The organism is Pseudomonas sp. Pseusp9, assembly GCF_059491265.1.
Map to the genome: position 1 here is coordinate 1,999,851 of NZ_CP168500.1, position 24,479 is coordinate 2,024,329.

The 24,479-nt window shown below is 61.7% G+C and carries 4 protein-coding genes and 1 pseudogene; 4 read left to right on the top strand and 1 reads right to left on the bottom strand.

The genetic code is table 11. The features are described 5' to 3' along the window. The first annotated feature begins 646 nt into the window (after positions 1–646). Positions 647–11,194 (top strand): peroxidase family protein, encoded by a 10,548-nt coding sequence (locus ACEN8E_RS09120; RefSeq protein WP_495592318.1) that lies wholly within the window; start codon positions 647–649, stop codon positions 11,192–11,194. Between the two features lie 309 nt (positions 11,195–11,503). On the opposite strand, the pseudogene ACEN8E_RS09125 reads toward ACEN8E_RS09120, so the two are convergent. Next, positions 11,504–11,686: pseudogene (locus ACEN8E_RS09125) on the bottom strand (HlyD family type I secretion periplasmic adaptor subunit); the annotation flags it as partial. On the opposite strand from ACEN8E_RS09125, the gene ACEN8E_RS09130 reads away from it, so the two are divergent. From ACEN8E_RS09130 to ACEN8E_RS09140, 3 genes are all read left to right on the top strand, one after another. Continuing rightward, complete coding sequence (locus ACEN8E_RS09130; protein ID WP_495593415.1) at positions 11,600–11,827, top strand: hypothetical protein; 228 nt, start codon at positions 11,600–11,602, stop codon at positions 11,825–11,827. The pseudogene ACEN8E_RS09125 and the gene ACEN8E_RS09130 sit on opposite strands and share 87 nt — an antisense overlap. Before the next feature lie 773 nt (positions 11,828–12,600). Beyond that, positions 12,601–23,202 (top strand): peroxidase family protein, encoded by a 10,602-nt coding sequence (locus ACEN8E_RS09135; protein WP_495592319.1) that lies wholly within the window; start codon positions 12,601–12,603, stop codon positions 23,200–23,202. A gap of 189 nt (positions 23,203–23,391) precedes the next feature. Beyond that, complete coding sequence (locus ACEN8E_RS09140; protein ID WP_495592320.1) at positions 23,392–23,967, top strand: hypothetical protein; 576 nt, start codon at positions 23,392–23,394, stop codon at positions 23,965–23,967. The last annotated feature ends 512 nt before the right edge of the window (positions 23,968–24,479 follow it).

Below are 24,479 nucleotides of genomic sequence, written 5' to 3' on the forward strand. Positions count from 1 at the left end.
CCCTTGTGGCGCAACAGCTAACGATAAATGTAGTTCCTCTAACAGCTTATGCACACGCAGGCTGGTCGCTCTGTGGATGGCGAGTCTTCCGAAATCGCTGCGTTGCTCCCTTATGCAGCAGCGTAGGTGGCGGAGTAACAATTCGAAATAACATTTCGCTCTATACCTGCACTCAACCGCCTATATGTCTTTTAAAAACAGCCAGTTGTATGGCTTTAGCACCGGTCGTCTGTTTTGATGACGTAATATTGACAAAAAATTGCGATAGGACTTTAGTCTTAGTTATCGGGGGGGACCACCCGCCTGAAGCTTGCCATCGCTTTGGCAACGCAAGGCGCGGTGATTCTCCCGAGAGGAGCAGAGTCATGTCGCCCATTGCGTGCTTTTTCAGAGGGACGGGGCTGTACAGGACGTTCGCCTTCACTTCCAGATTCCATGGCCCGCCCAGGGCTCGTATCCGCTCTGCCTGATCGACCGGCGAGCAATTCACTACGCGAATTCCAGGCGTGTATCCCGGGTCCCGGGTAACGCCAGATATCTCGCCAAAAAATCACGACTGAAAAACTGCGCAAGCCAGCACTTGACTGGGCGCGGGCGGCTTTTCTCGTCCCGTGCCTTTACCCAGACAGATCGAGGGCAATACAAAATGGCCAATTTCAACAAGTCGGACCTGGAGTTCGTTCTCCAGCAGATTTTCATCGCGGAAGCGAATGCTGCCGGCCAGTCGCTCGCCAGCCTGATACCGAACCCGGAATTTGCTTTCGGTCTACGCACGGTCGACGGGACGTTTAACAACCTGAGACTCGGTCAGAGCGAGTTCGGCGCAGCCGACAACATTTTCCCGCGCTTGACCACTCCAGTCTTCCTCCCGGCTGAGGCGGGCACCTCTTACACCCAGCCCAGCGGCCTGGTGATCGACTCGCAGCCACGCACCATCAGCAACCTGATCGTCGACAATACCGCCAACAACCCGGCAGCGGTCGCGGCCACGTTCGATCCCGGTCTGGATGGCATCCTCGGCACGGTTGACGATGTCCTCAAGGCCGGTGCGCAGGTCGTTACTGGAACCCGCACTGACGGCACGACTTTCCAGACCTTTTTCATTCCTAACCAGTCGCCGGACGTGGGTCTGTCCGCACCCTTCAATCCCTGGATGACCTTCTTCGGTCAGTTCTTCGACCACGGCCTTGACCTGGTGACCAAGGGCGCCAGCGGCACGGTGTTCATCCCGCTGCAGCCGGACGATCCGCTGTTCGTCCCGGGCAGCCCGACCAATTTCATGGTGTTGACGCGGGCCACCAACCTGCCCGGGCCTGATGGCATCCTCGGCACCGCCGACGACATCCACGAGGCTTCAAACACCACCACGCCATTCGTCGATCAGAACCAGACCTACAGCTCCCATCCCTCGCACCAGGTGTTCCTGCGCGCCTATGAACTCGATGCCGCCGGCAAGCCGGTGGCGACCGGCAAGCTGATCACCAATCGTGACCTGGGCGCCGATGGCCTGTTCGGCACTGCCGACGACGTCGAAATCGGCGGCATGGCCACCTGGAAAGTGGTGAAGGCGCAGGCGCGCGACATGCTCGGCATCGATCTCGACGATCTCGACGTCCTCGACCTGCCGCTGTTGGCGACCGACGCGTACGGCAACTTCATTCGGGGGGCGAACGGCTTTGCGCAGATCGTGACCGCGACCGGCTTGGTCGAGGGCAATCCGCTGGCGCCGATCGACGCATCGTTGGCGATCCGCACCGGTCACCAGTTCCTCATCGACATCGCGCACAGTGCCAGCCCGGTGGACAGCCAGTCCGGTGCGCCACTGACGGCCGATGCCGACCTCGTTGCCGGCGGCCCGGTGGCCGCAGGCTTCTACGACAACGAACTGCTCGACGCGCACTACATCGCCGGTGACGGCCGGGTCAACGAGAACATCGGCCTGACCACCGTCCACTCCATCTTCCACTCGGAGCACAACCGGCTGGTCCAGCAGACCAAGGACACGGTCCTCGCCTCGGCGGCCGCCGGCGACCTGACGTTCCTGAACCAGTGGCTGTTGACGCCCGTCACGGCTGTTCCTGCTGATCTGTCGACCTTGAACTGGAACGGTGAGCGCCTGTTCCAGGCGGCGAAATTCGGCACCGAGATGCAGTATCAGCATCTGGTGTTCGAAGAGTTCGCGCGTACCATTCAACCGCAGGTCGATGCCTTCGTTGACTTCGATGACACAATCGATCCGTCGATCGTCGCCGAGTTCGCACACACGGTCTTTCGCTTCGGCCACTCGATGCTGACCGAGACCATCGACCGGCTGGACCCCAACTTCGTCTCCAGCGAGATCGGCCTGATTCAGGCCTTCCTCAACCCGCTGGCGTTTGCGACCAGCGGCCCGACCCCGGAGCAGGCGGCCGGCGCCATCGTCCGCGGCTTGACGCGCCAGGTCGGCAACGAGATCGATGAGTTCGTCACCGAAGCGGTGCGCAACAACCTGCTGGGCCTGCCGCTCGACCTGCCCGCACTCAATATCGCGCGCGGCCGCGATACCGGCATCCCGTCCTTGAACGCGGCGCGTCGTGAATTCTACGCCGGCACCGGCGACAGCCAGCTGAAGCCCTACACCAGCTGGGTCGATTTGGTGCAACACCTGAAGCACCCGGAATCGCTGATCAACTTCATCGCCGCCTATGGCACGCACGCCTCCATTACCAGCGCCACCACGCTCGACGCGAAACGCGCAGCGGCCACGCTCCTGGTGTTGGGCGGCGTCGGTGAGCCGGCGGATCGCCTGGACTTCCTCAACAGCACCGGCGTCTATGCCAACCTGGCAAATGGGGCAACCATTACCGGCGTTGATGCCATCGACTTCTGGATCGGCGGCCTGGCCGAGGAAAAAATGCCGTTCGGCGGCATGCTCGGCTCGACCTTCAACTTCGTCTTCGAGGACCAGCTCGAGAAGCTGCAAAACGGCGACCGGCTCTACTACCTGCACCGCACCCAGGGACTCAACTTCCTGAGCGAGCTCGAAAACAACTCGTTCGCCAAGATGGTGATGCTCAACACCGACGCGACCCATCTCCCGGCCCTCATGTTCTCGAGCCCGACCTTTACTCTCGAGGTCGACCCCACCAGGCAGTTCAACCGGAGCGTGATTGCCGGTCCGGACGGCATTGTGGGCACCGTCGACGACCTGCCTGGCAACACCGATCCCACTGGCGGCACCCTGATCAACGGGGTCCAGGTCACACCGCTTGTCATTCGCGACAACCCCGCGACGGTCGGGCCCGATACCAACTACCTGCAGTACACCGGCGAAGACCATGTCGTGCTCGGCGGCACCGCCGGCAATGACATTCTCGTCTCTGGCGACGGCGACGACACGCTCTGGGGCGACGCCGGTAATGATCGCCTCGAAGGCGGCTACGGCAATGACGAGATCGAGGGTGGCGATGGCGACGACATCATCACCGACATGGGCGGCGACGACGTCATCCACGGCGAGGCCGGCAACGACGTCATCCACAGCGGCAACGGCACCAATATCATCCTCGGCGGTGACGGCAACGATTTCATCGTCACCGGCGACGACTTTACGGAGGTCTTCGGCGGCGCCGGCAATGACTTCATGCTCGGCAGCCGGCTGAACGCACAAATGATGGGCGGCGATGGCGACGACTGGATCGAGGTCGGGACCCAGGACGGCGCCCCCGGCGATAATTTCGTCGGTAACCTGCCACCGGCTTTGCTGGCAGAGTTGACCAGTGGCCACGACGTCTTCAGCGGTGACGGCGGCTTCGATGAAATGATCGGTGAAGGCGGCGATGACATCTTCATCGGCAGTGAGGGCCCGGACAAGATGTTGGGCATGTCCGGTTTCGACTGGGCCACCTACAAGGATGATCATTTTGGCGTGAATGTGGACATGAGCCGCATCGCCTTCGAACAATCGGCCCTGTCGCCTTCGGTTGCAGGCGTGCATACCAAGTTCGCCCAGGTGGAAGGCCTGTCGGGGTCGGCGTTCAGCGACATGCTGACCGGCGATGATGCCGATGCGGTCGCGATCGCCGCTGCCGGTATCCCGGGCAGCGTGCTCACCAATATTGACCTCGTCAACGGTCTGCGGGCGTTTCTTGGCGCGGCTGCAGCCGGCCCGGACGGTATCCTGGGCACGGCCGACGATCAGTTCGGCGCGGGCAACATCCTCCTCGGCGGTGGTGGCAGCGACATCATCGAAGGCCGCGGCGGTGACGACCTGATCGATGGCGACATGTGGCTGAATGTGCGCATCAGCGTACGCCAGAACCTTGACGGAACCGGGCCGGAGATTGCCACCTTCGACAGCATGGAACCCATGATCCCGTTCATGCTCGATGGCACCTTCAACCCCGGTCAGTTGGTCATCGTCCGCGAGATCCTGACGGATGCCCCCGCCTTTGACACGACCTTGTTCACTGGCAACCGGCTCGACTATACCGTCACCACTGTGGGCGGCGTGACCACCGTGGTCGACAGCGTCGTCGGGCGCGACGGCACCGACCGCCTGACCAATATCGAGCGGCTGCAGTTCAACGATCAGTCGCTCACCCTGCCAGGCGGGGTCGGGCTCAACAGCGACCCGGTGGGCTTGCTGGCCATCCTCGACGCTGCCAGCAACACCCCGGACGCTACGCCGACCACGGGTCAGTTGCTGAGGGTGTCGGCTGCTGGCGTGACCGATGCCGACAACACCGGCGGCGCCATCACCGGACCGATCGCCTTCTACTGGCAGTTCGAAGCAGTCCCGGGTACGGGCGTCTTTCAGGACATCACCCGTATTGCGGACGGGGGCGCAGCATTGGCGCACATAACCGGGCCGACCTTCAGGGTGACCCCGGATCTCGCCGGGCTGGAATTGCGCGTCAGGGCCGTCTACAAGGATCAAAATGGTGTGCTTGAGACTGCGTTCTCTGCTCCAACCGCTGCGGTCGTAGCCGGCGTTGCTCCGCCACCGGCAGCCCCGCTGCCGGCCGAGACTCCGGTCGCCAGCACGGGTGTGCACTATATCCGGGCCGATCTGCAGTTCATTCTCGACCAGATTCTGCTCTCGGAAAGGAATGCTGCCGGTGAGGATCTGCTCAGCATGCTGCCCAATGCACGGGTGCCTTTGGGCCTGCGCACGGTCGACGGGTCGTTCAACAACCTGGTGGCGGGTCAGAACGCGTTCGGTGCAGCCGACACGGTCTTCCCGCGACTGGTTCCGGCGCAGTTCGATACGGCGGAAGCGGGAACCTCTTACGCTCAGACCAGTGGCCTGGTGACCGACTCGCAGCCACGGACCATCAGCAATCTGATCGCCGACAGCACCGCCAACAACCCGGCAGCGATCGCGGCCACGTTCGATCCCGGTCCGGATGGCATCCTCGGCACGGTTGACGATGTCTTGAAGGACGGTGCGCAGGTCGTTACCGGAACCCGTACCGATGGCACGACCTTCCAGACCTTTTTCATGCCTAACCAGTCGCCGGACGTGGGTCTGTCCGCGCCGTTCAACCCGTGGATGACCTTCTTCGGTCAGTTCTTCGACCATGGCCTCGACCTGGTGACCAAGGGCGGCAGCGGCACGGTGTTCATCCCGCTGCAGCCGGACGATCCGCTGTTCGTTCCGGGCAGCCCGACCAACTTCATGGTGATGACGCGGGCCACCAACCTGCCAGGGCCTGATGGCATCCTCGGCACCGCCGACGACATCCACGAGGCTTCAAACACCACCACGCCGTTCGTCGACCAGAACCAGACCTATACCTCGCACCCTTCGCACCAGGTGTTCCTGCGCGCCTACGAGTTCAATGCCGCCGGCGATCCGGTGGCGACCGGCAGGCTGATCACCAATCGTGACCTGGGCGCCGATGGCCTGTTCGGCACTGCGGACGACGTCGAAATCGGTGGGATGGCCACCTGGAAAGTGGTGAAGGCGCAGGCGCGCGATCTGCTTGGCATCAATCTTACCGATGCCGACTTCGACAACGTGCCGCTGCTCGCCACTGACGCCTACGGCAATTTCATCAAGGGCCCGAACGGCTTCCCGATGGTCATGATGAGGGGCGCGGATGGTATTGCCGATACCGCCGATGATGTTCTCGTCGAGGGTAATCCGGCGGCGCCGATCAGCCTGGTCAATGCCGTGCGTACCGGCCACCAGTTCCTCATCGATATCGCCCACAACGCCGTTCCGGTGGACAGCCAGACCGGTGCAGCACTGCTGCCCGATGCGGACAATGTCGTGGGTGGTACACCTGCGGCTGGCTTCTACGACAACGAACTGCTCGACGCGCACTACATCGCCGGCGACGGCCGGGTCAACGAGAACATCGGCCTGACCACCGTCCACGCGATTTTCCACTCGGAGCACAACCGTCTGGTCCAGCACACCAAGGATGTGGCCATCGCCTCCAACGATGTCAACTTCCTGAACCAGTGGCTGATGCCTGATGCCCAATTGTTGGCGTTGCCAACAACCGCGGCTGAGATCGCTGCCCTGCACTGGAACGGAGAGCGTCTGTTCCAGGCGGCGAGATTCGGTACCGAGATGCAGTACCAGCACCTGGTGTTCGAAGAGTTCGCGCGTACCATTCAGCCGAACATCGATCCGTTCCTTGGCGAACACCAGAATTATCAAACCGAGATCGACCCGGCGATCGTCGCCGAGTTCGCGCACGCGGTCTACCGCCTCGGCCACTCGATGCTGACCGAGACCATCGACCGGCTGGACCCCAACTTCGCCTCGAGCGAGATCGGCCTGATTCAGGCCTTCCTCAATCCGCTGGCGTTTGCGGCCAGCGGCCCGACGCCGGAGCAGGCGGCCGGTGCCATCGTGCGCGGCTTGACGCGCCAGGTCGGCAACGAGATCGATGAGTTCGTCACCGAAGCAGTGCGCAACAATTTGCTGGGCCTGCCACTCGACCTGCCCGCCATCAACATCGCGCGCGGCCGTGATGTCGGGCTTCCGACCCTGAACGAGGCGCGTCGCGAGTTCTACACCGCGACCGGCGACAGCAACCTGAAGCCCTACATCAGCTGGGCCGATTTGGTGCAACACCTGAAACACCCGGAATCGCTGATCAACTTCATCGCCGCCTACGGCACGCACGCCTCCATTACCAGCGCCACCACGCTCGACGGCAAGCGCGCCGCGGCCTCGCTCCTGGTGTTGGGCGGCGCCGGCGAGCCGGCGGACCGGCTGGACTTCCTCAATAGCACCGGCGCCTTTGCCAACGTAACGCTGGCCGGCAGCGATGGAGTACTGGGTACTGCCGACGACCTGAGGGATGTGACGGTCACGGGCGTCGATGCCATCGACCTCTGGATCGGCGGCCTGGCCGAGGAAAAAATGCCGTTTGGCGGCATGCTCGGCTCGACCTTCAACTTCGTGTTCGAGAACCAGATGGAGAAGCTGCAGAACGCCGACCGCTTCTACTACCTGGAACGCAACGCGGGGCTTAACTTCGTCACCGAGTTGGAGAACAACTCGTTCGCGAGACTGGTGATGGCCAACACCGATGCGACCCACCTCCCGGCCGTCATGTTCCTGACACCGGCCTTTACCCTGGAGGTCGACCCGATCAGGCAGTTCAACGCGAGTGTGATTGCCGGTCCGGACGGCATCGTGGGCACCATCGACGACCTGCCCGGTAATTCCGACCCTGTCGGCGGCATCCTCCTCACGCCGCTGGTCATTCGGGACAACCCTGCGACGGTCGGCCCTGATACCAACTACCTGCAGTACACCGGCGAAGACCATGTGGTGCTCGGTGGCTCGGCCGTCAATGACATTCTCGTTTCTGGCGACGGCGACGACACGCTCTATGGCGACGGTGCCAATGACCGCCTCGAAGGTGGCTACGGCAACGACTTCATCATCGGGGGCGACGGCGACGACATCATCACCGACATGGGGGGCGACGACACCATTCATGGCGGCGACGGCAACGACGTCATCCACAGTGGCAACGGCGTGAACCTGAACCTGGGCGGCTTCGGCAAGGACTTCGTCGTCACCGGTGAGGACTCCTCGGAGGTCTTCGGTGGTGCGGGCGACGACTTCATCATGGGCAGTATCGCCGACGAACAACTGATGGGTAACGAAGGTGATGACTGGATCGAGAAGGGAACCGCCGATGGTGCTCCCGGCGACAATTTCGACCCGAACGGGCTCGACCTGATACGCGGTAACGACATCTTCATCGGCACTGGCGGGCCCGACAGATTCATGGCCGAAGGTGGCGACGACATCATGTTCGGCAACGGCGGCGCGGGGGACCGCTACCTGGGTGGCTCCGGTTACGACTGGGCCGGCTTCAAGGACGACCCGTTCGGCGTGTCCGCCGACCTGGGCCTCGCCGAAATCGCTATCGCGCCACCACTGCCGGAGTTGGCCGCAACCGTGGCTCGGTTCCAGCTGGTGGAAGGTCTGACGGGATCGCACTTCAGCGACATCCTGCGTGGCGATGATGCCGATGCCACCGTGATCGCGGCTGCCGGTGCTCAGGGCAGCGTGCTCACCAACTTCGACCTGGTCAGCGGCCTGCGCTCGTTCGTCGGCACCGCAGCAGCCGGCCCGGACGGCATTGTGGGCACGGCAGACGATCAGTTCGGCGCCGGCAACATCGTCCTCGGCGGCGGCGGCAGCGACATCATCGAAGGTGGTGGTGGCGATGACCTGGTCGACGGTGACAAGTGGCTCAACGTACGTATCAGTGTGCGGCAGAACATTGATGGCACAGGTCCGGAGATCGCATCGTTCGACAGCATGGTCCCGTTGGAGCCGCTCATGCTCAACGGCACTTACAACCCCGGCCAACTCGTTGCCGTCCGTGAGATCCTGACGGATGCGCCTGACCCCCTTAACCCTGGCCATTCCTTCGACACGGCCCTGTACACCGGCCTTGTGGGCGACTACACCGTCACCGAGAACGTCGACGGCACGATCACCGTGGCCGACAGCGTCGTCGGTCGGGACGGTACTGACAGGCTCAGCAGTATCGAGCGGCTGCAGTTCGCCGATCAGTCACGGGTCCTGGTGGCGGGCTTGAACGCCGAGCCGGTGGGCTTGCTGAGGATCAGCGATGGCTCGCCGGCCGTTGGCCAAGTGTTGACGGTGTTGGCCGACACCATCAGCGATGCGGACAATGTCGCTAGCGCAGGTACGATCGCCAGTCCCATCGCCTTCGTATGGCAGGTCGAAACAAACCCGGGCAGCGGCATCTTCGACGACATCGGTATTGCGGTCGGAGGCGGACTGGGAACCGCGACCGGTCCAACCTTCACGGTGACCGCGGCTGAGGAGGGACTGCTGCTGCGCGTCAGGGCCGTCTATCAGGACGCCCATGGCGTGCTGGAAAGCGTGTTCTCGGCGCCGACCGCGCCAACTGCGCCACTCGGTGGCAGCCCTGTCAACGTCGTGCCGGTTGGCACGGTGCTGATCAGCGATACGACCCCCACGTTAGGCTCGGACTTGACCGCCACGGATGCGTTCACCGACGCCGACGGGACCACAACCTCGGTGATTACCCATCAGTGGCAGGTGGGGAGCGGTGGGATCTTTGGCGACATCGCCGGTGCGACGGGCACGACCTTCACGCTCACCCCGGCGCAGGTCGGTCGGCAACTGCGGGTCGTCGTGAGTTACACCGATGACCTCGGCACATTTGAGCGAGTCACCTCTGCGGCAACGACAGTGGTCGGTGATCTGTTTGTCGGTACCGCCGGTGTCGACACATGGACCGGCACGGCAGGCGACGACGTGGCCAGTGGAGGTGCTGGCGACGACATCCTGAACGCGTTGGGCGGCAACGACATCCTCAATGGTGACGCGGGCAATGACATTCTCATCGGCGGTGCGGGTGTCGATACCATGGCCGGCGGTGTTGGCGACGATATCTACGAAGTCACCGACCTTGGGGACGTGGTGACCGAGCTCGGCGGTGCCGGCATCGATACGGTCTGGGCCTCGCTCGCGAGCTACACCCTGGGTGCCGACGTCGAGAATCTGTTTTTCGGCGGCAGCGGCAACTTCGCGGGCAGCGGCAACGCGCTCGACAACACGCTCGTGGGCGGTGCGGGCAACGACGTCCTCATCGGCGGCGCAGGTGCCGACGCGATGGCCAGTGGCGTTGGCAACGATAACTATGAAGTTACCGAGCTCGGGGACGTGGTGAGCGAGCTCGCCGATGCCGGCATCGATACGGTCTGGACCTCGCTCGCGAGCTACACCCTGGGTGCCAACGTCGACAATCTGTTTTTTGGCGGCAGCGGCAACTTCGCGGGCACCGGCAACGCGCTGCCCAATGTGATCGCGGGCGGTGCGGGTAACGACGTCCTCATCGGTGACGCAGGTAACGATACCGTCATCGGTGGCGCAGGTGCCGACGCGATGGACGGTGGCGTTGGCAACGATAACTATGAAGTTGCCGACCTCGGGGACGTGGTGAGTGAGCTCGCCGGTGCCGGCAACGACACGGTGTGGACCTCGCTCGCGAGCTACACCCTGGGTGCCGACGTCGACAATCTGTTTTTCGGCGGTAGCGGCAACTTTGCGGGCAGCGGCAACCTGCTCGATAACATTATCGTGGGCGGTGCGGGTAACGACGCCCTCATCAGTGGCGCAGGTAACGACGTGCTCATTGGCCGCGGCGGTGCCGACGCGATGGACGGCGGTGTCGGCAACGATATCTACGAAGTCACCGACCCTGGGGACGTGGTGAGCGAACTCGCCGGTGCCGGCAACGACACGGTGTGGACCTCGCTCGCGAACTACACCCTGGGTGCCGAAGTCGAGAATCTGTTTTTCGGCGGCAGCGGTAACTTTGCGGGCAGCGGCAACGGGCTGGACAACATACTCGTGGGGGGTGCGGGTAATGACGTCCTGAACGGCGGTGGCGGTCACGACCTGATGAATGGCGGCGCCGGCAACGATTCTTTCGTGTTTGATGGCCTGGGGTTCGGCAACGATACGATCCTGAACTTCGGCGCCAATCCGGGCGCAGCACAGGACTTGCTCGATGTCTCGGTGTTGGGGATCTCCAGCGCGACGTTCGCTGCCGCCGTGAGCATCGCGGCTGATGGGGCGGATACGGTGGTCGGGATCGGGACGGGCAGCATCCGTCTTGTCGGTATCGCCAGCGCGGCCGTTGATCAGACGGACTTCATTCTGGCCACCTGAGGTCCTGGTCAGTACTGTCGCAAGAGGGCGGAACAGAAGAAGGGAGGGCAATGGATGCCCTCCCTTTCTCCTTTCACTCAATTGCCTCATGAATGCATTCGGTGTGGGAATCAAGGCTGGAAGGACACAACCTTCTTCTGGATGAAGGACATGAAAGGTACTTGGGTACTTGGGTACTTAGGCAGTTGCGTAAACATTGCTCCAGCTGGTCGCCTGATGCGTTTTGTCCACCCGCCAGCATTTCGCTGCTGTTTCTGATCTCATCCTCAATCACTGCCTGAAACAGCGCCTGCTGACCGACATTGATTCGATCTTCCGCGAGCTGGCATGGTTGAAGGCCGGGAAGGAAATGTCCACGGGCAGGCCGGGGACCATCTTGTCGATGGCCTGCACGGGAATCACCGTATGGGTCACTTCATAGTCGAGCGCGCGCAAGCGGTCGGCCAGGGTGGTGTTTTCCTTGGCAGTTTCAGTCCGTTGCGATTCGACTTCGATGACCTCGGCGTTGCGCAGGTTGTTGGCGTACTGGGCGCAGGAGAGGGCGGCCTGGTTGTCTTCGGCCAGCGGCCTCTGCGTCGCCTGCTCGGTGAGCCATGCCAGGGCTCGAATAAACGGCTGGCGTCAACATCATGACGTTTATGACGCCGCTGAACCCTGCCAGCGAATAAAAACTGCGGCACATGCGAAAGATCGCGTCGGCCAGTTCGGAACGGATGCTCGACTGCTTGGGCATGTTGATCCTCCCACTTCGAAATGCCGGTCGCCCTTGTGGCGCGGCAGCAAACGGTAAATGCAGTTCCTTGAACAGCTTATGGACACGCAGGCTGGCCGCTCTGTGGATGGCGAGTCTTGCAAAATCGCTGCGTGCTCCCTTATGCAGCAGCGTAGGTGGAGGAGCAGCAGTTCGAAATAACATTTCGCTCTATACCTGCACTCAACAGCCTATATGTCTTTTAAAAACAGCTAGTTGTAAAGCTTAAGCACCAGTCGTCTGTTTTAGCGACGTAATATTGACAAAGATTTGCTATGGAACTTTAGTCTTAGTTATCGGGGGGGCCGCCCGCCTGAAGCTTGCCATCGCTTTGGCAATGCAAGGCGCGGTGATTTCCCGGGGAGGAGCAGACTTATGTCGATCTTTTCGTGCTTTTGCAGAGGGAAGGGGCTGTCCAGGACGTTCGCCTTCACTTCCAGATTCCATGACCCGCCCAAGGCTCGGATCCGTACTGCCTGATCGACCGGCGAGCAATTCACTACGCGAATTCCAGGCGCGTATCCCGGGTCCCGGGTAACGCCAGATCCCTCGCCAAAAAACATGACTAACACACTGCGCAAGCCAGCACTTGACTTGGCGCGGGCGGATTCTCTCGTCCCGTGCCTTTACCCAAATAGCTCGAGGGCAATCCAAAATGGCCAATTTCAACAAGTCGGATCTGGAGTTCATCCTCAAACAAATCTTTATCGCAGAAGCGAATGCCGACGGCGCAAGCCTCATTGATTTGCTTCCCAACGCTCAGGTCCCATTCGGCCTGCGTACCGTCGATGGCAGCTTCAACAACCTGGTCACGGGCCAGAGCGAGTTTGGCGCCGCGGACAATGCCTTCCCGCGCCTGCTCGATCCTTCCTTTCTATCGCCGGCATACGCCGGGACAGGGTCGGTGACCGACCCGCAACCACGGATTATCAGTAACCTGATCGTCGACCAGACCGCCAACAATCCGGCGGCGGTCGCGGCCGCAGCGGCCAATCCGGGTTCACAGACTGTCACCAGCCCAGGGCTGGATGGCGTGTTCGGCACGGCCGATGACAAGCCAGTGTTCTTCATGCCCAACGTGTCGCCGGACGTCGGCCTGACTGCCAGCTTCAACTCGTGGATGACCTTTTTCGGCCAGTTCTTCGACCACGGTCTCGACCTGGTCACCAAGAGCTCTACCGACTTCGTGTTTATCCCGCTGCAGGCGGACGATCCGTTGTTCGTACCGGGCGCCCCCAACTTCATGGTGCTGCCACGTGCGGTGCGTACCGCCGGTGCGGACGGAATACTCGGCACGACCGATGATGGCCAGCCCAACACCACCTCGCCGTTCGTGGACCAGAGCCAGACCTACAGCTCGCATCCGTCGCATCAGGTGTTCCTGCGTGAGTACGTCCTCAACGCGGCAGGCGATCCTGTTGCAACGGGACGCTTGATCACCAACCGCGATCTCGGCCCCGATGGCAAGTTCGGCACTGCCGATGATGGCAGCGGCGAAAATGGCGGCATGGCGACCTGGGCAGTGGTCAAGGCCCAGGCCCGAGACATTCTCGGCATCAACCTGACTGACGCCGACGTGCATAGCGTGCCGTTGCTGGCAACCGATGCGTACGGCAACTTCATCCGCGGGCCGAGCGGCATGCCGCAGGTGGTGATGCGCGTCAGTAACGGTGCTGATGGCACCGCCGGGACGGCTGATGACGTCACTCAATTGGTCGAAGGCAACCTGCTTGCTCCGATCAGTCTGGCCAATGCTGTGAGCACAGGGCATGGCTTCCTTGACGACATCGCCCACAGTGCCGATCCGGCCGGCGGCCTGACGGCCGACGCGGACAGCGCCATTGGCGGCCCGCAATTGCCCGGCACCTACGACAACGAGTTGCTGGATGCGCACTACATCGCCGGCGACGGCCGGGTAAACGAGAACATTGGCCTGACCACCGTGCACCATGTGTTCCACTCTGAGCACAACCGCCTGGTCCAGCAATCCAAGGACACCATCCTGGCCTCCGGTGACCTGGTCTTCCTCAATGAGTGGCTGGTTGACGACGTGGCCGCGATACCGACTACCCCGGCCGGGATCGCGGCGCTGGTGTGGGACGGTGAACGCCTGTTCCAGGCTGCCAAGTTCGGCACCGAGATGCAGTACCAGCACCTGGTGTTCGAGGAGTTCGCGCGGACCGTTCAGCCGCAGGTCGACGAATTCCTTGCGCCCAATGGGTATGACACTTCGATCAATCCGGCCATCCTCGCCGAGTTCGCCCACGTGGTGTACCGCTTCGGTCACTCGATGTTGACCGAGACCGTCGATCGCTTCGATCCCGCGTTCAATCCGCTCCTCACCAACCCGGCCAATCCGGACTCGCAACTGGGTCTGATCGCAGCCTTCCTCAACCCGCTGGCGTTCGCCGGCAGCGGGGTGACTGCGGACCAGGCGGCAGGGGCGATCGTTCGCGGTGTGACCCGCCAGGTCGGCAACGAGATCGATGAGTTCGTCACTGAAGCGTTGCGTAACAACCTGCTCGGTCTGCCGCTCGATTTGCCGAGCCTGAACCTGGCGCGTGGTCGCGACACGGGCATCCCTACATTGAATGAGGCGCGCCGTGAGTTCTACGCAATGACCGGCGACAGCCAACTCAAGCCATACATCAGTTGGGCTGACCTGGCAGACAGCCTCAAGCACCCCGAGTCGCTGGTCAACTTCATCGCGGCCTTTGGCACGCATACCTCGATCACGTCGGCGACCACACTGGCAGACAAGCGCGCTGCAGCCCTGGCGCTGGTATTGGGTGGTACGGGTTCGCCGGCTGACCGTCTGGACTTCCTCAACAGCACCGGTGCCTATGCCAATGTAACGACGGTCGGCAGGGACGGGGTACTGGGTACTGCAGATGACCAGACGGGCGTGACGATCACCGGCGTCGACGACATCGACTTCTGGGTCGGTGGCCTCGCCGAAGAGAAGATGCCGTTCGGCGGCATGCTCGGCTCGACGTTCAACTTCGTGTTTGAAACCCAGATGGAGGCATTGCAGAACGGCGACCGCTTCTACTACCTGTCGCGTACCGCGGGCCTGAACTTCGGCACCGAGCTCGAGAACAACTCCTTTGCCAAGTTGATCATGCTCAACACCGATGTCACCCACCTGGCGAACACCGTGTTCCTGACGCCGACGTTCACCCTCGAAGTGAATCAGGCCAATCAGTTCACGGGCCTTGGCCTGGATAGCCGCGCCGACCCGACGGGCGGCATCATGATCAACGGCGTGGAAGTCGTGCCGCTGGTGATACGCGACAACCCAAACACCGCCGGTCCGGACACCAATTACCTGCAGTACACCGGTGAAGATCATGTCGTCATGGGCGGCACCGCCGGCAATGACATCATCATTTCCGGTGACGGCGATGACACCCTTTACGGCGATGCCGGTGATGACTTCCTCGAAGGCGGTGCCGGCAACGATGCGGTACTGGGCGGCGCAGGCGATGACATCATCAGCGACTCGTTCGGCGACAACCGCCTGGAAGGCAATGCCGGTAACGATGTGATCGTGGTCGGCAGCATGCTTGCTGCAGGCAACCTGATCCTGGGGGGCGATGGCCAGGACTTCATCATCACCACCGAAGACATCAGCACCACCTTCGGCGGCCAGGGTGACGACTTCATCCTCGGTGCCAAGACCAACTTGCCACCTACCGGCAACGAAGGTGATGACTGGATCGAGAAGGGCACCCAGGACGGTGCGCCTGGCGATAACTTCTCGCCGCTGCTCAATGACGATGTGATCGGCAACGATATCTTTGTCGGTGGTGGTGGCTTCGACGAAATGATCGGCGAAGGTGGCGACGACATCTTTGTCGGCAGCGATGCCCAGGACAAGATGGACGGCATGTCCGGCTTCGACTGGGTGACCTACAAGAATGACAAGGTTGGCGTGACCGTTGACCTGAGCCTGGCTGCGTTGGCGCAACCCCATGGCAATGCACCAAACCAGAATGCCGGTGTGTTCAATCCGGTCGGCGCCTCGCCCGCGTCGATCCTTGACCGTTTTGCCGAGGTCGAGGGCTTGTCCGGTTCGAATTTCGGCGACGTACTCAAGGGCGATGATGTTGATGCTGTCACTATCATCAACCATGGTGGTACCACGGGCAGTGCGCTGACCAATGTCGCGTTGATCCGCGGACTGGAGCAGTTCCTGGCCGATGCCGGATTGCCGACCACCGGCTTTGCCACCGGCAACATCATCCTCGGCGGCAATGGCAGTGACCTGATCGAAGGCCGTGGTGGCGATGATCTGATCGACGGCGACAAATGGATCAACGTCAGAATTGCCGTTTATGCCCCTGGTGATGTCAACCATACCGGTCCCGAAATCGCCAGCTTCGACAGCATGGTCGACATGATTCCGTTCATGCTGGACCGCACCTATAACCCCGGTCAACTCAAGGCTGTGCGGGAAATCATGCCCGGCACCTCGACGGGCGGGGCGGCCTTCGACACCGCCATTTACTCCGGGGTTGCGTCCGAGTATACGGTGACCCGTGACAACCGCGGCACGGCCAGCGTGGCGGACGATGTCTGGACTGTGAGAGATACCGTGGCGGGTCGCGACGGCACCGATACCCTGCTGCATATCGAACGCCTGCAGTTCGCCGATACCCAGCAAGTGCTGGTGACGGGGCTCAATGCCCAACCGGTTGGCCGTCCTACCCTTACGGATGGAAACGGCGGGGCGATCACGGTGGGCGACACGCTGACGGTCAGCGTGGCCGGGGTACGCGATGCCGACAGTGTCGCAGCGGGTAATCCGCAGGGGTTTATCACCAACTCCTCGGTGTCCTACATCTGGCAGTTCGAGGCCACTCCAGGCAGCGGCGTGTTCGAGGACATCATCCTGTTGCCGGCGGGTGACCTGGCGTTCCAAAGCGCCGATGGTACCTCGTTCAAGGTCTCTCCTGACCTCGCCGGGTTGTCGTTGCGGGTCAAGGCGATCTATCAGGACGGTCACGGCACCACGGAGATCCTGTTCTCCACGCCGACGGCTACCGTAGCCCCCGGTGCACCGGTCACGCCGACGGCTCCGGTACCTGTAGTCGATGCCACCGCGGGCGGCGCGGGCCTTCACATGGTTCGCTCCGACCTCAACTTCATCCTTGACCAGATCAAGATTGCCGAGGCTGATGCGGCCGGTCAGGACATCCTCTCGCTGATCCCGAACATCCGCGCGCCGTTGGGCCTGCGTGCGGTCGACGGGTCGAACAACAACCTGATGAACCTCAACGGCAACAATCACACCGAGTTTGGTGCCGCCGATAACGTCTTTCCGCGCTTGACCGATCCGGTCTTCAATCCGGCCGAAGGTGTTCCTGCCGGCTTCTTCGGCCCCGGCTCGCCGGCTATCCCAGGATCGTCGTATGCGCAGAACAGCGGCAATGTGTTTGACTCGCAGCCGCGCACCATCAGTAACCTGATCGTCGATCAGACGTCGAACAACCCGGCGGCCTATGCCACGGCTTTCGACCCGGGTGCGAACGGTCACCTCGACTTCGGCGTGGTGGGTCCGCTTAATGACGACGTACTCAAGGATGGCGTACGGATAGTCGCCAGCCCCGGCCTGGATGGTCAGTTCGGTACTCCTGATGATCACGACGTGTACCTTTTCGAGAACACCACGGCGGATGCGGGGTTGTCCGCGCCGTTCAACGCCTGGATGACCTTCTTCGGGCAGTTCTTCGATCATGGTCTGGACCTGGTCACCAAAGGCGGTTCGGGCACTATCTTCATCCCGCTGAAAGAGGATGATCCGTTGTTTGTGCCTGGCGGCAGTGCCAACTTCATGGTGCTGACCCGCGCGACCAACCTGCCAGGGGCGGATGGCATTCTCGGCACGGCCGACGACATCCATGAGCAAACCAACACCACCACGCCGTTCGTGGACCAGAACCAGACCTATAGCTCGCACCCGTCGCACCAGGTGTTCCTGCGCGCTTATCAATTGACCGACAGCGGCCCCGTGGCGACCGGCAGGTTGATCACTAACCGTGATCTGGGGGCGGATGGCAAGTTTGGCACCATTGACGACATTGAAATCGGTGGTATGGCCACCTGGAAGGTGGTCAAGGCGCAAGCCCGTGACATTCTCGGCATCAACCTGACCGACGCCGACGTCGATAATGCCCCGCTGCTGGCAACCGACGCCTATGGCAATTTCATCAAGGGGCCGAGCGGCATGCCCCAGGTGGTGATGCGCATCGGCAACGGCGCTGACGGCATTGCCGGGACAGCCGATGACCTCACTCAACTGGTCGAAGGCAACCTGGATGCACCCATTGAACTGACCAATGCCGTGCGCACCGGTCACCAGTTCCTCGTCGACATCAACCACAATGCGGTGCCGGTGGACAGCCAGACCGGCGCAGCGCTCCAGCCCGATGCGGACGATATCGCCGGTGGTACACCTGCGCCGGGCTTCTACGACAACGAACTGTTGGACGCCCACTACATCGCTGGCGACGGCCGGGTCAACGAGAACATCGGCCTGACCGCGGTGCATGCGATCTTCCACTCCGAGCACAACCGCCTGGTCCAGCAGACCAAGGATACCGTGCTCGATTCGGGGGACGTGGCCTTCCTCAACGAGTGGCTGCTCACTCCGGTGGCTGCATTGCCAACCACCCAGGCTGAGTTCGATGCGCTGTTGTGGAATGGCGAACGCTTGTTCCAGGCGGCCAAGTTCGGCACCGAAATGCAGTATCAGCACCTGGTGTTCGAGGAGTTTGCGCGGACCATCCAGCCCAACGTCGACCTGTTCTTCGCGCCGACCCAGGTCTATGACGTCGACCTCGATGCCTCGATCGTCGCCGAGTTCGCCCACACCGTGTACCGGTTTGGCCACTCGATGCTGACCGAGACCGTCGATCGCTACGATATCGACTTCAATGTGGTAGGCGATCCGAACAGCGCCAATCCCGATCAGCAACTGGGCTTGATCGCGGCGTTCCTCAACCCGCTGGCGTACGTCGCCAGTGGCGTTTCACCAGAGGATGCAACCAGCGCAATCGTGCGTGGGGTGACTCGGCAAACCGGTAACGAAATCGACGAGTTCGTTACCGAGGCGCTGCGCAACAACCTGCTCGGACTGCCGCTCGACCTGCCGGCGCTCAACATCGCCCGTGGTCGCGACGTGGGGATTCCCTCACTCAATGCGATCCGCCGCGACATCTACAGCCAGACCGGTGATGCCCAACTCAAGCCGTACAACAGCTGGGTCGACCTGGTGCAGCACCTCAAGCATCCGGAGTCGTTGATCAACTTCATCGCGGCCTATGGCACGCATGACACGATCACGGCGGCGACCACGCTGGAAGGCAAACGCGCTGCAGCCATGGCACTGGTCTTCGGTGGTACGGGGGCACCGGCTGACCGCCTGGACTTCCTCAACAGCACCGGTGCCTTTGCCAACGTAACGCTGGCCGGCAAGGATGGGCAGTTGAATACTGCCGACGACCTCAAGGGTGTGACTGTCACGGGCGTCGATGCCATCGACCTGTGGATCGGCGGCCTGGCCGAACAGAAAACCCCGTTCGGCGGCATGCTCGGCTCGACCTTCAACTTCGTGTTCGAGAACCAGCTGGAAAAACTGCAGGACGGCGACCGCTTCTACTACCTGGAGCGTACCTCTGGCCTGTCGATGAATGCCGAACTTGAAAGCAACTCGTTCGCCAAGCTGATCATGGCCAACACGTCGGTCACGCACTTGCCGGGCCTGGTGTTCTCGGATCCGGGGTTCTACCTGGAAGTGGACCCGGGCAAGCAATTCAACGAAGGCCTGCTCGCCCTTGATCCGCTTGGTCCGAACGGCGCGCAGGTGGTGTACCGCGACAACCCGCTGACTGTGGGGTTGGACACCAACTACATCAAGTACACAGGTGAAGAGCACATCGTGCTGGGTGGCACTGACGACGCAGACATCCTCCTCTCGGGTGATGGCGATGACACGGTCTGGGGTGATGCCGGCAACGATCGCATCGACGGCGGTAACGGCAATGACCAGCTGCGCGGTGGCGCCGGCGACGACATCATCACCGACACCGGTGGCGACGATAACATCCAGGGTGGCGACGGTAACGACGTGCTGCACGGAGGCAACGGCATCAACCTGATCATTGGCGGGTTCGGCAACGACTTCATCGTGACCGGTGAGGACGCCTCCGAAGCCATTGGTGGCCAGGGCAACGACTTCATCCTGGGCAGCAAAGCCAACGAACAGGACATGGGCAACGAAGGCGACGACTGGATCGAGAAGGGCACTTCGGATGGTGCGCCTGGCGACAACTTCGATCCGCTCGGCAACGATCCGGTGATCGGCAACGATGTATTCATCGGCGGTAACGAGAACGATAAGTTCAACGGCGAAGGCGGCGATGACATCATGGTCGGCAGCCTGGGCTTCGGTGACCGCTATATCGGCGGCTCCGGCTATGACTGGGCGACCTTCAAGGACCTCGCTCAGGGCGTGACCATCGATTACAGCGACCGCTTCTTCGATGTGCCAGTGCAGCCGGGTTCGGGTGCTTCGGCACTGGTGCGTTTCGACATCATGGAAGGCCTGTCGGGTTCGTCCCACGGTGACTTCCTGCGCGGTGATAACGAAGATGCGACATCGCTGCCTACCGCAGGTGCAACTGGCAGTGTGCTGACCAACATCAGCCTGATCGACGGCCTGGCGGATCTGCTGCCACCCGGAGCGACGTTCTACGACGGCGGCAACATCATCCTCGGTGGCAGCGGCAGCGACCTCATCGAAGGCCGCGGTGGTGACGACATCATCGATGGTGACAAGTGGCTGAACGTACGCATCAGCGTACGGGCAAACGCTGATGGCACCGGCGCGGAAATCGCCACGTTCGACAGCATGGAGCCAATGGTCCAGGCGATGCTCAACGGTACTTACAACCCGGGCCAGCTGGTCATCGTGCGGGAGATTAAGACCGGCACCGACAACTTCGACACCGCGGTGTTCTCCGGCAATGCATCGGATTACATCGTTACAGTCGATGGCAACACGGTCACTGTGACCGACCAGGTGGTGGGGCGTGATGGTTCAGATCGCCTGACGGGCATCGAGCGTCTGCAGTTCGCCGACCAGGCGAAGGCGTCCGGTGTTGGCACCGCCTTGAACAGCGGTCCTGTGGGGCGTCTGGCGATCCTCGATGATGCCACTGGTGCGCGTACCGACGCGTCTGTCGCCGGCCAACTGCTGCGTGTCAGCGACCAATCGGTCCGCGACGCGGACAACGTGAGTGCGGCCAATCCGACCGGCGCGGTCAGCGGTCCCGTGGCTTACTACTGGCAGGTTGAAAACGCTGCGGGCTCGGGCGTCTTTGAAGACATCACCTTTTTCGCCGCCGGCGAGGTGTCGCGGGCGACCGGCGCCACCTATCGGGTGGCGGATGATGTCGCCGGTCTGAACATCCGCGTTCGGGCGGTGTATCAGGATGCCAGGGGTACGCTGGAGATCGTCGACTCGTCGGGGAACAACGCACCGACTGCAGGGCCGACCATCCTCGGGGTTGCGTTTCCGGACCAGGTGTTGACTGCCGATACGTCGAGCATCATCGACGTCGATGGCCTCAGCAATCCGCAGTTCACCTTCCAGTGGCAGGAGACCAACGGGGTCACCTTCGTCGACATTGTCGGAGCCACCGCCAGCACGTTCACGCTTGGCCTGGATCAGGTCGGCGACCAGCTGCGCGTGGTGGTCAGTTACGTGGATGACTTCGGTGCGGCCGAAAGCATTGCGTCCGACGCTACGGCCCCGGTGGCCGCCGGTGCTCTGTTTGCCGGTACCGCCGGTGTCGACATATGGAGCGGTACGACAGGCGACGACATTGCCAGCGGAGGTGCTGGCAACGACATCCTGAACGGCTTGGGCGGCAACGACATCCTCAATGGTGACGAGGGTGATGACGTTCTCATCGGGGGCGCTGGTGCCGATATCATGGCTGGAGGAGTTGGCGACGATATCTACGAAGTCACCGACTCCGGGGACACGGTGAGCGAGCTCGCCGGTGCCGGCAACGACACGGTCTGGACCTCGCTTGCGAGCTACACCCTGGGGGCCGACGTCGACAATCTGTTTTTCGGCGGCAGCGGCAACTTCGCGGGCAGCGGCAACGCGTTGGCCAACACGCTCGTGGGGGGTGCGGGCAACGACGTCCTCATCGGCGGCGCAGGTGCCGACGTGATGGCCGGTGGCGTTGGCAACGATAACTATGAAGTTACCGAACTCGGGGACGTGGTGAGCGAGCTCGCCAATGCCGGCATCGATACGGTGTGGACCTCGCTCGTGAGCTACACCCTGGGTGCCAACGTCGACAATCTGTTTTTCGGCGGCAGCGGCAACTTCGCGGGCACCGGCAACGCGTTGGCCAACGTGATCGCGGGCGGTGCGGGTAACGACGTCCTCATCGGTGGTGCAGGTGCCGACACGATGGCCGGCGGTGATGGAAGCGATCTCTACGAAGCCACCGACCTTGGGGACACGGTGATCGAGCTCGCCGGTGCAGGCATCGATACGGTCTGGACCTCGCTCGCGAGCTATACCCTGGGTGCCAACGTCGAGAATCTGTATTTCGGCGGCAGCGGCAACCTTGTGGGCATCGGAAACGCGTTGGCCAACACGCTTGTGGGGGGGACGGGTAATGACGTCCTCATCGGCGGCGCAGGTGCCGACGTGATGGACGGTGGCGCTGGCAACGATAACTATGAAGTCACCGACCTTGGGGACGTGGTGAACGAACTCGCCGGTGCCGGCAACGACACGGTGTGGACCTCGCTCTCGAGCTACACCCTGGGTGCCAACGTCGAAAATCTGCTTTTCGGCGGCAGCGGCAACTTCGTGGGCACCGGCAACGCGCTGGCCAACGTGATCGTGGGTGGTGCGGGTAACGACGTTCTCATCGGCGGTGGCGGTAACGACCTGATGAGTGGCGGCGTCGCCGGCAACGATACTTTCGTGTTTGCTGCCGCGGGTTTCGGCAACGATGCGATCCTGAACTTCGGCGCCAATCTGGCCGCAGAACAGGACTTGCTCAATGTCTCGGGGCTGGGGATCACCAGCGCGACATTCGCTGCCAGCGTGAGCATAACGGCTGACGGGGCAGACACGGTGGTCGGGTTCGGGGCGGACACCATCCGTCTTGTTGGTGTCAGCAGTGCGGCCATTGATCAGACGGACTTCATTCTGGCCACTTGAGGTCCTGGTCAGCACCGTCGCAGGAGGGCGGGACAGTAGAGGGAGGGGAGGGCAAAGGATGCCCTCCCTTTCTCCTTCCACTCGATTGCCCGTCAGGTATCGGGGTGTCAGCAGCGTACTGGCGCTCATCAAAGCAGGTTGGAACCGAACTGCGAAATCAAAAAACCAATGGAAAAAGGAACCCCGGCCTTGAACATTTCAGCCATCTGCCTCTTGAGCAGCCTGTTGGTTGCGGTCGCGGCTTCTGCTACCGGGGTTACTTCGGTCTTCGACCTGGGCTTCACCCGGTCAGCCACGGAAACGCTGAAAAAGCTGGACATCGACGATGCTTTTATTATCGCCGTCTCAAGTCCTGCTGCATTTACCTTCTGCCGAAAAGGATCGTCAACGCTCTGGAAGTATCAGGCGCTGGATCTGGAGCAACAAGCTGCAATCCAGGTCGGCCAAAAGAGGTCATTGACGGACTATCAGCGAATTACCGTTGCGCAAGTCGATAGCGTTGCCTGCAAACAGGATCACTTGGCGCCATTGGTCAAGCCGGCTATCAGGCATGGACTTGTCCTCGGCCTGATCACCCTGTTTCTGCTGGTCGGCATCCTGTATACCTACCGGGCAATCCTGCATTGCCGTTATGACCAGACCGGTTTTTCGAAGCCCCGCTTGCAGCGATTGAGCGATTCCGGATTTGCATACAACTCAACGGTGATGGCGTTGGCCGCGTGGGGTATCGCTGTAGCGACGGCATTTGTTTACTTCGGGTTTTGAGCAGTCAGCGTAACCAGCAAGTGCAAGTGTGAGTTGCTCACGGTACTAACATGGTCCCTTGTAATGCAGTTCGTCTGCGTCAGTGACTCAAACTTCCATTGGCTGTTGTTACTTGATTGATACTCTGATGGATTCAAATAGTCCTGCGTTGTTGCCGGCTGAAAGAGTGACCGGATTACTGCGGAAATCGCGGTTGGTGTCTGTTCTGGATGAGAGTCGCTCGCTATTGCGCGAGTTGTGGGATGTATAACGACTGGTGGATCCAATATGCAGTTGTCGAAGTGCATGCAATCAAGCAGGCCAGTTATAGTGGGGGATGGCGGGGAAGTTGGCTTGTTACTGTCGCTTCAGGTGCACTTGCGCTACGCACCGTTTGTCGGTGGCCTGTTCGAGAAATGAACATTGGAGCCTCTGAGCCCTCTGACTCTTCAGCGCGTCAGCCATGACCTGCTCCCACCATTGCAAAAAAGAAGTGGAAGTCGCGTCTCAAATGCTGTGAGTGCAAATGGGGG

Bases quoted from the DNA above. Each gene is read 5' to 3' on its own strand.
- ACEN8E_RS09120 (WP_495592318.1), top strand. From the start codon at position 647: ATGGCCAATTTCAACAAGTCGGACCTGGAGTTCGTTCTCCAGCAGATT.
- ACEN8E_RS09130 (WP_495593415.1), top strand. From the start codon at position 11,600: ATGGGTCACTTCATAGTCGAGCGCGCGCAAGCGGTCGGCCAGGGTGGT.
- ACEN8E_RS09135 (WP_495592319.1), top strand. From the start codon at position 12,601: ATGGCCAATTTCAACAAGTCGGATCTGGAGTTCATCCTCAAACAAATC.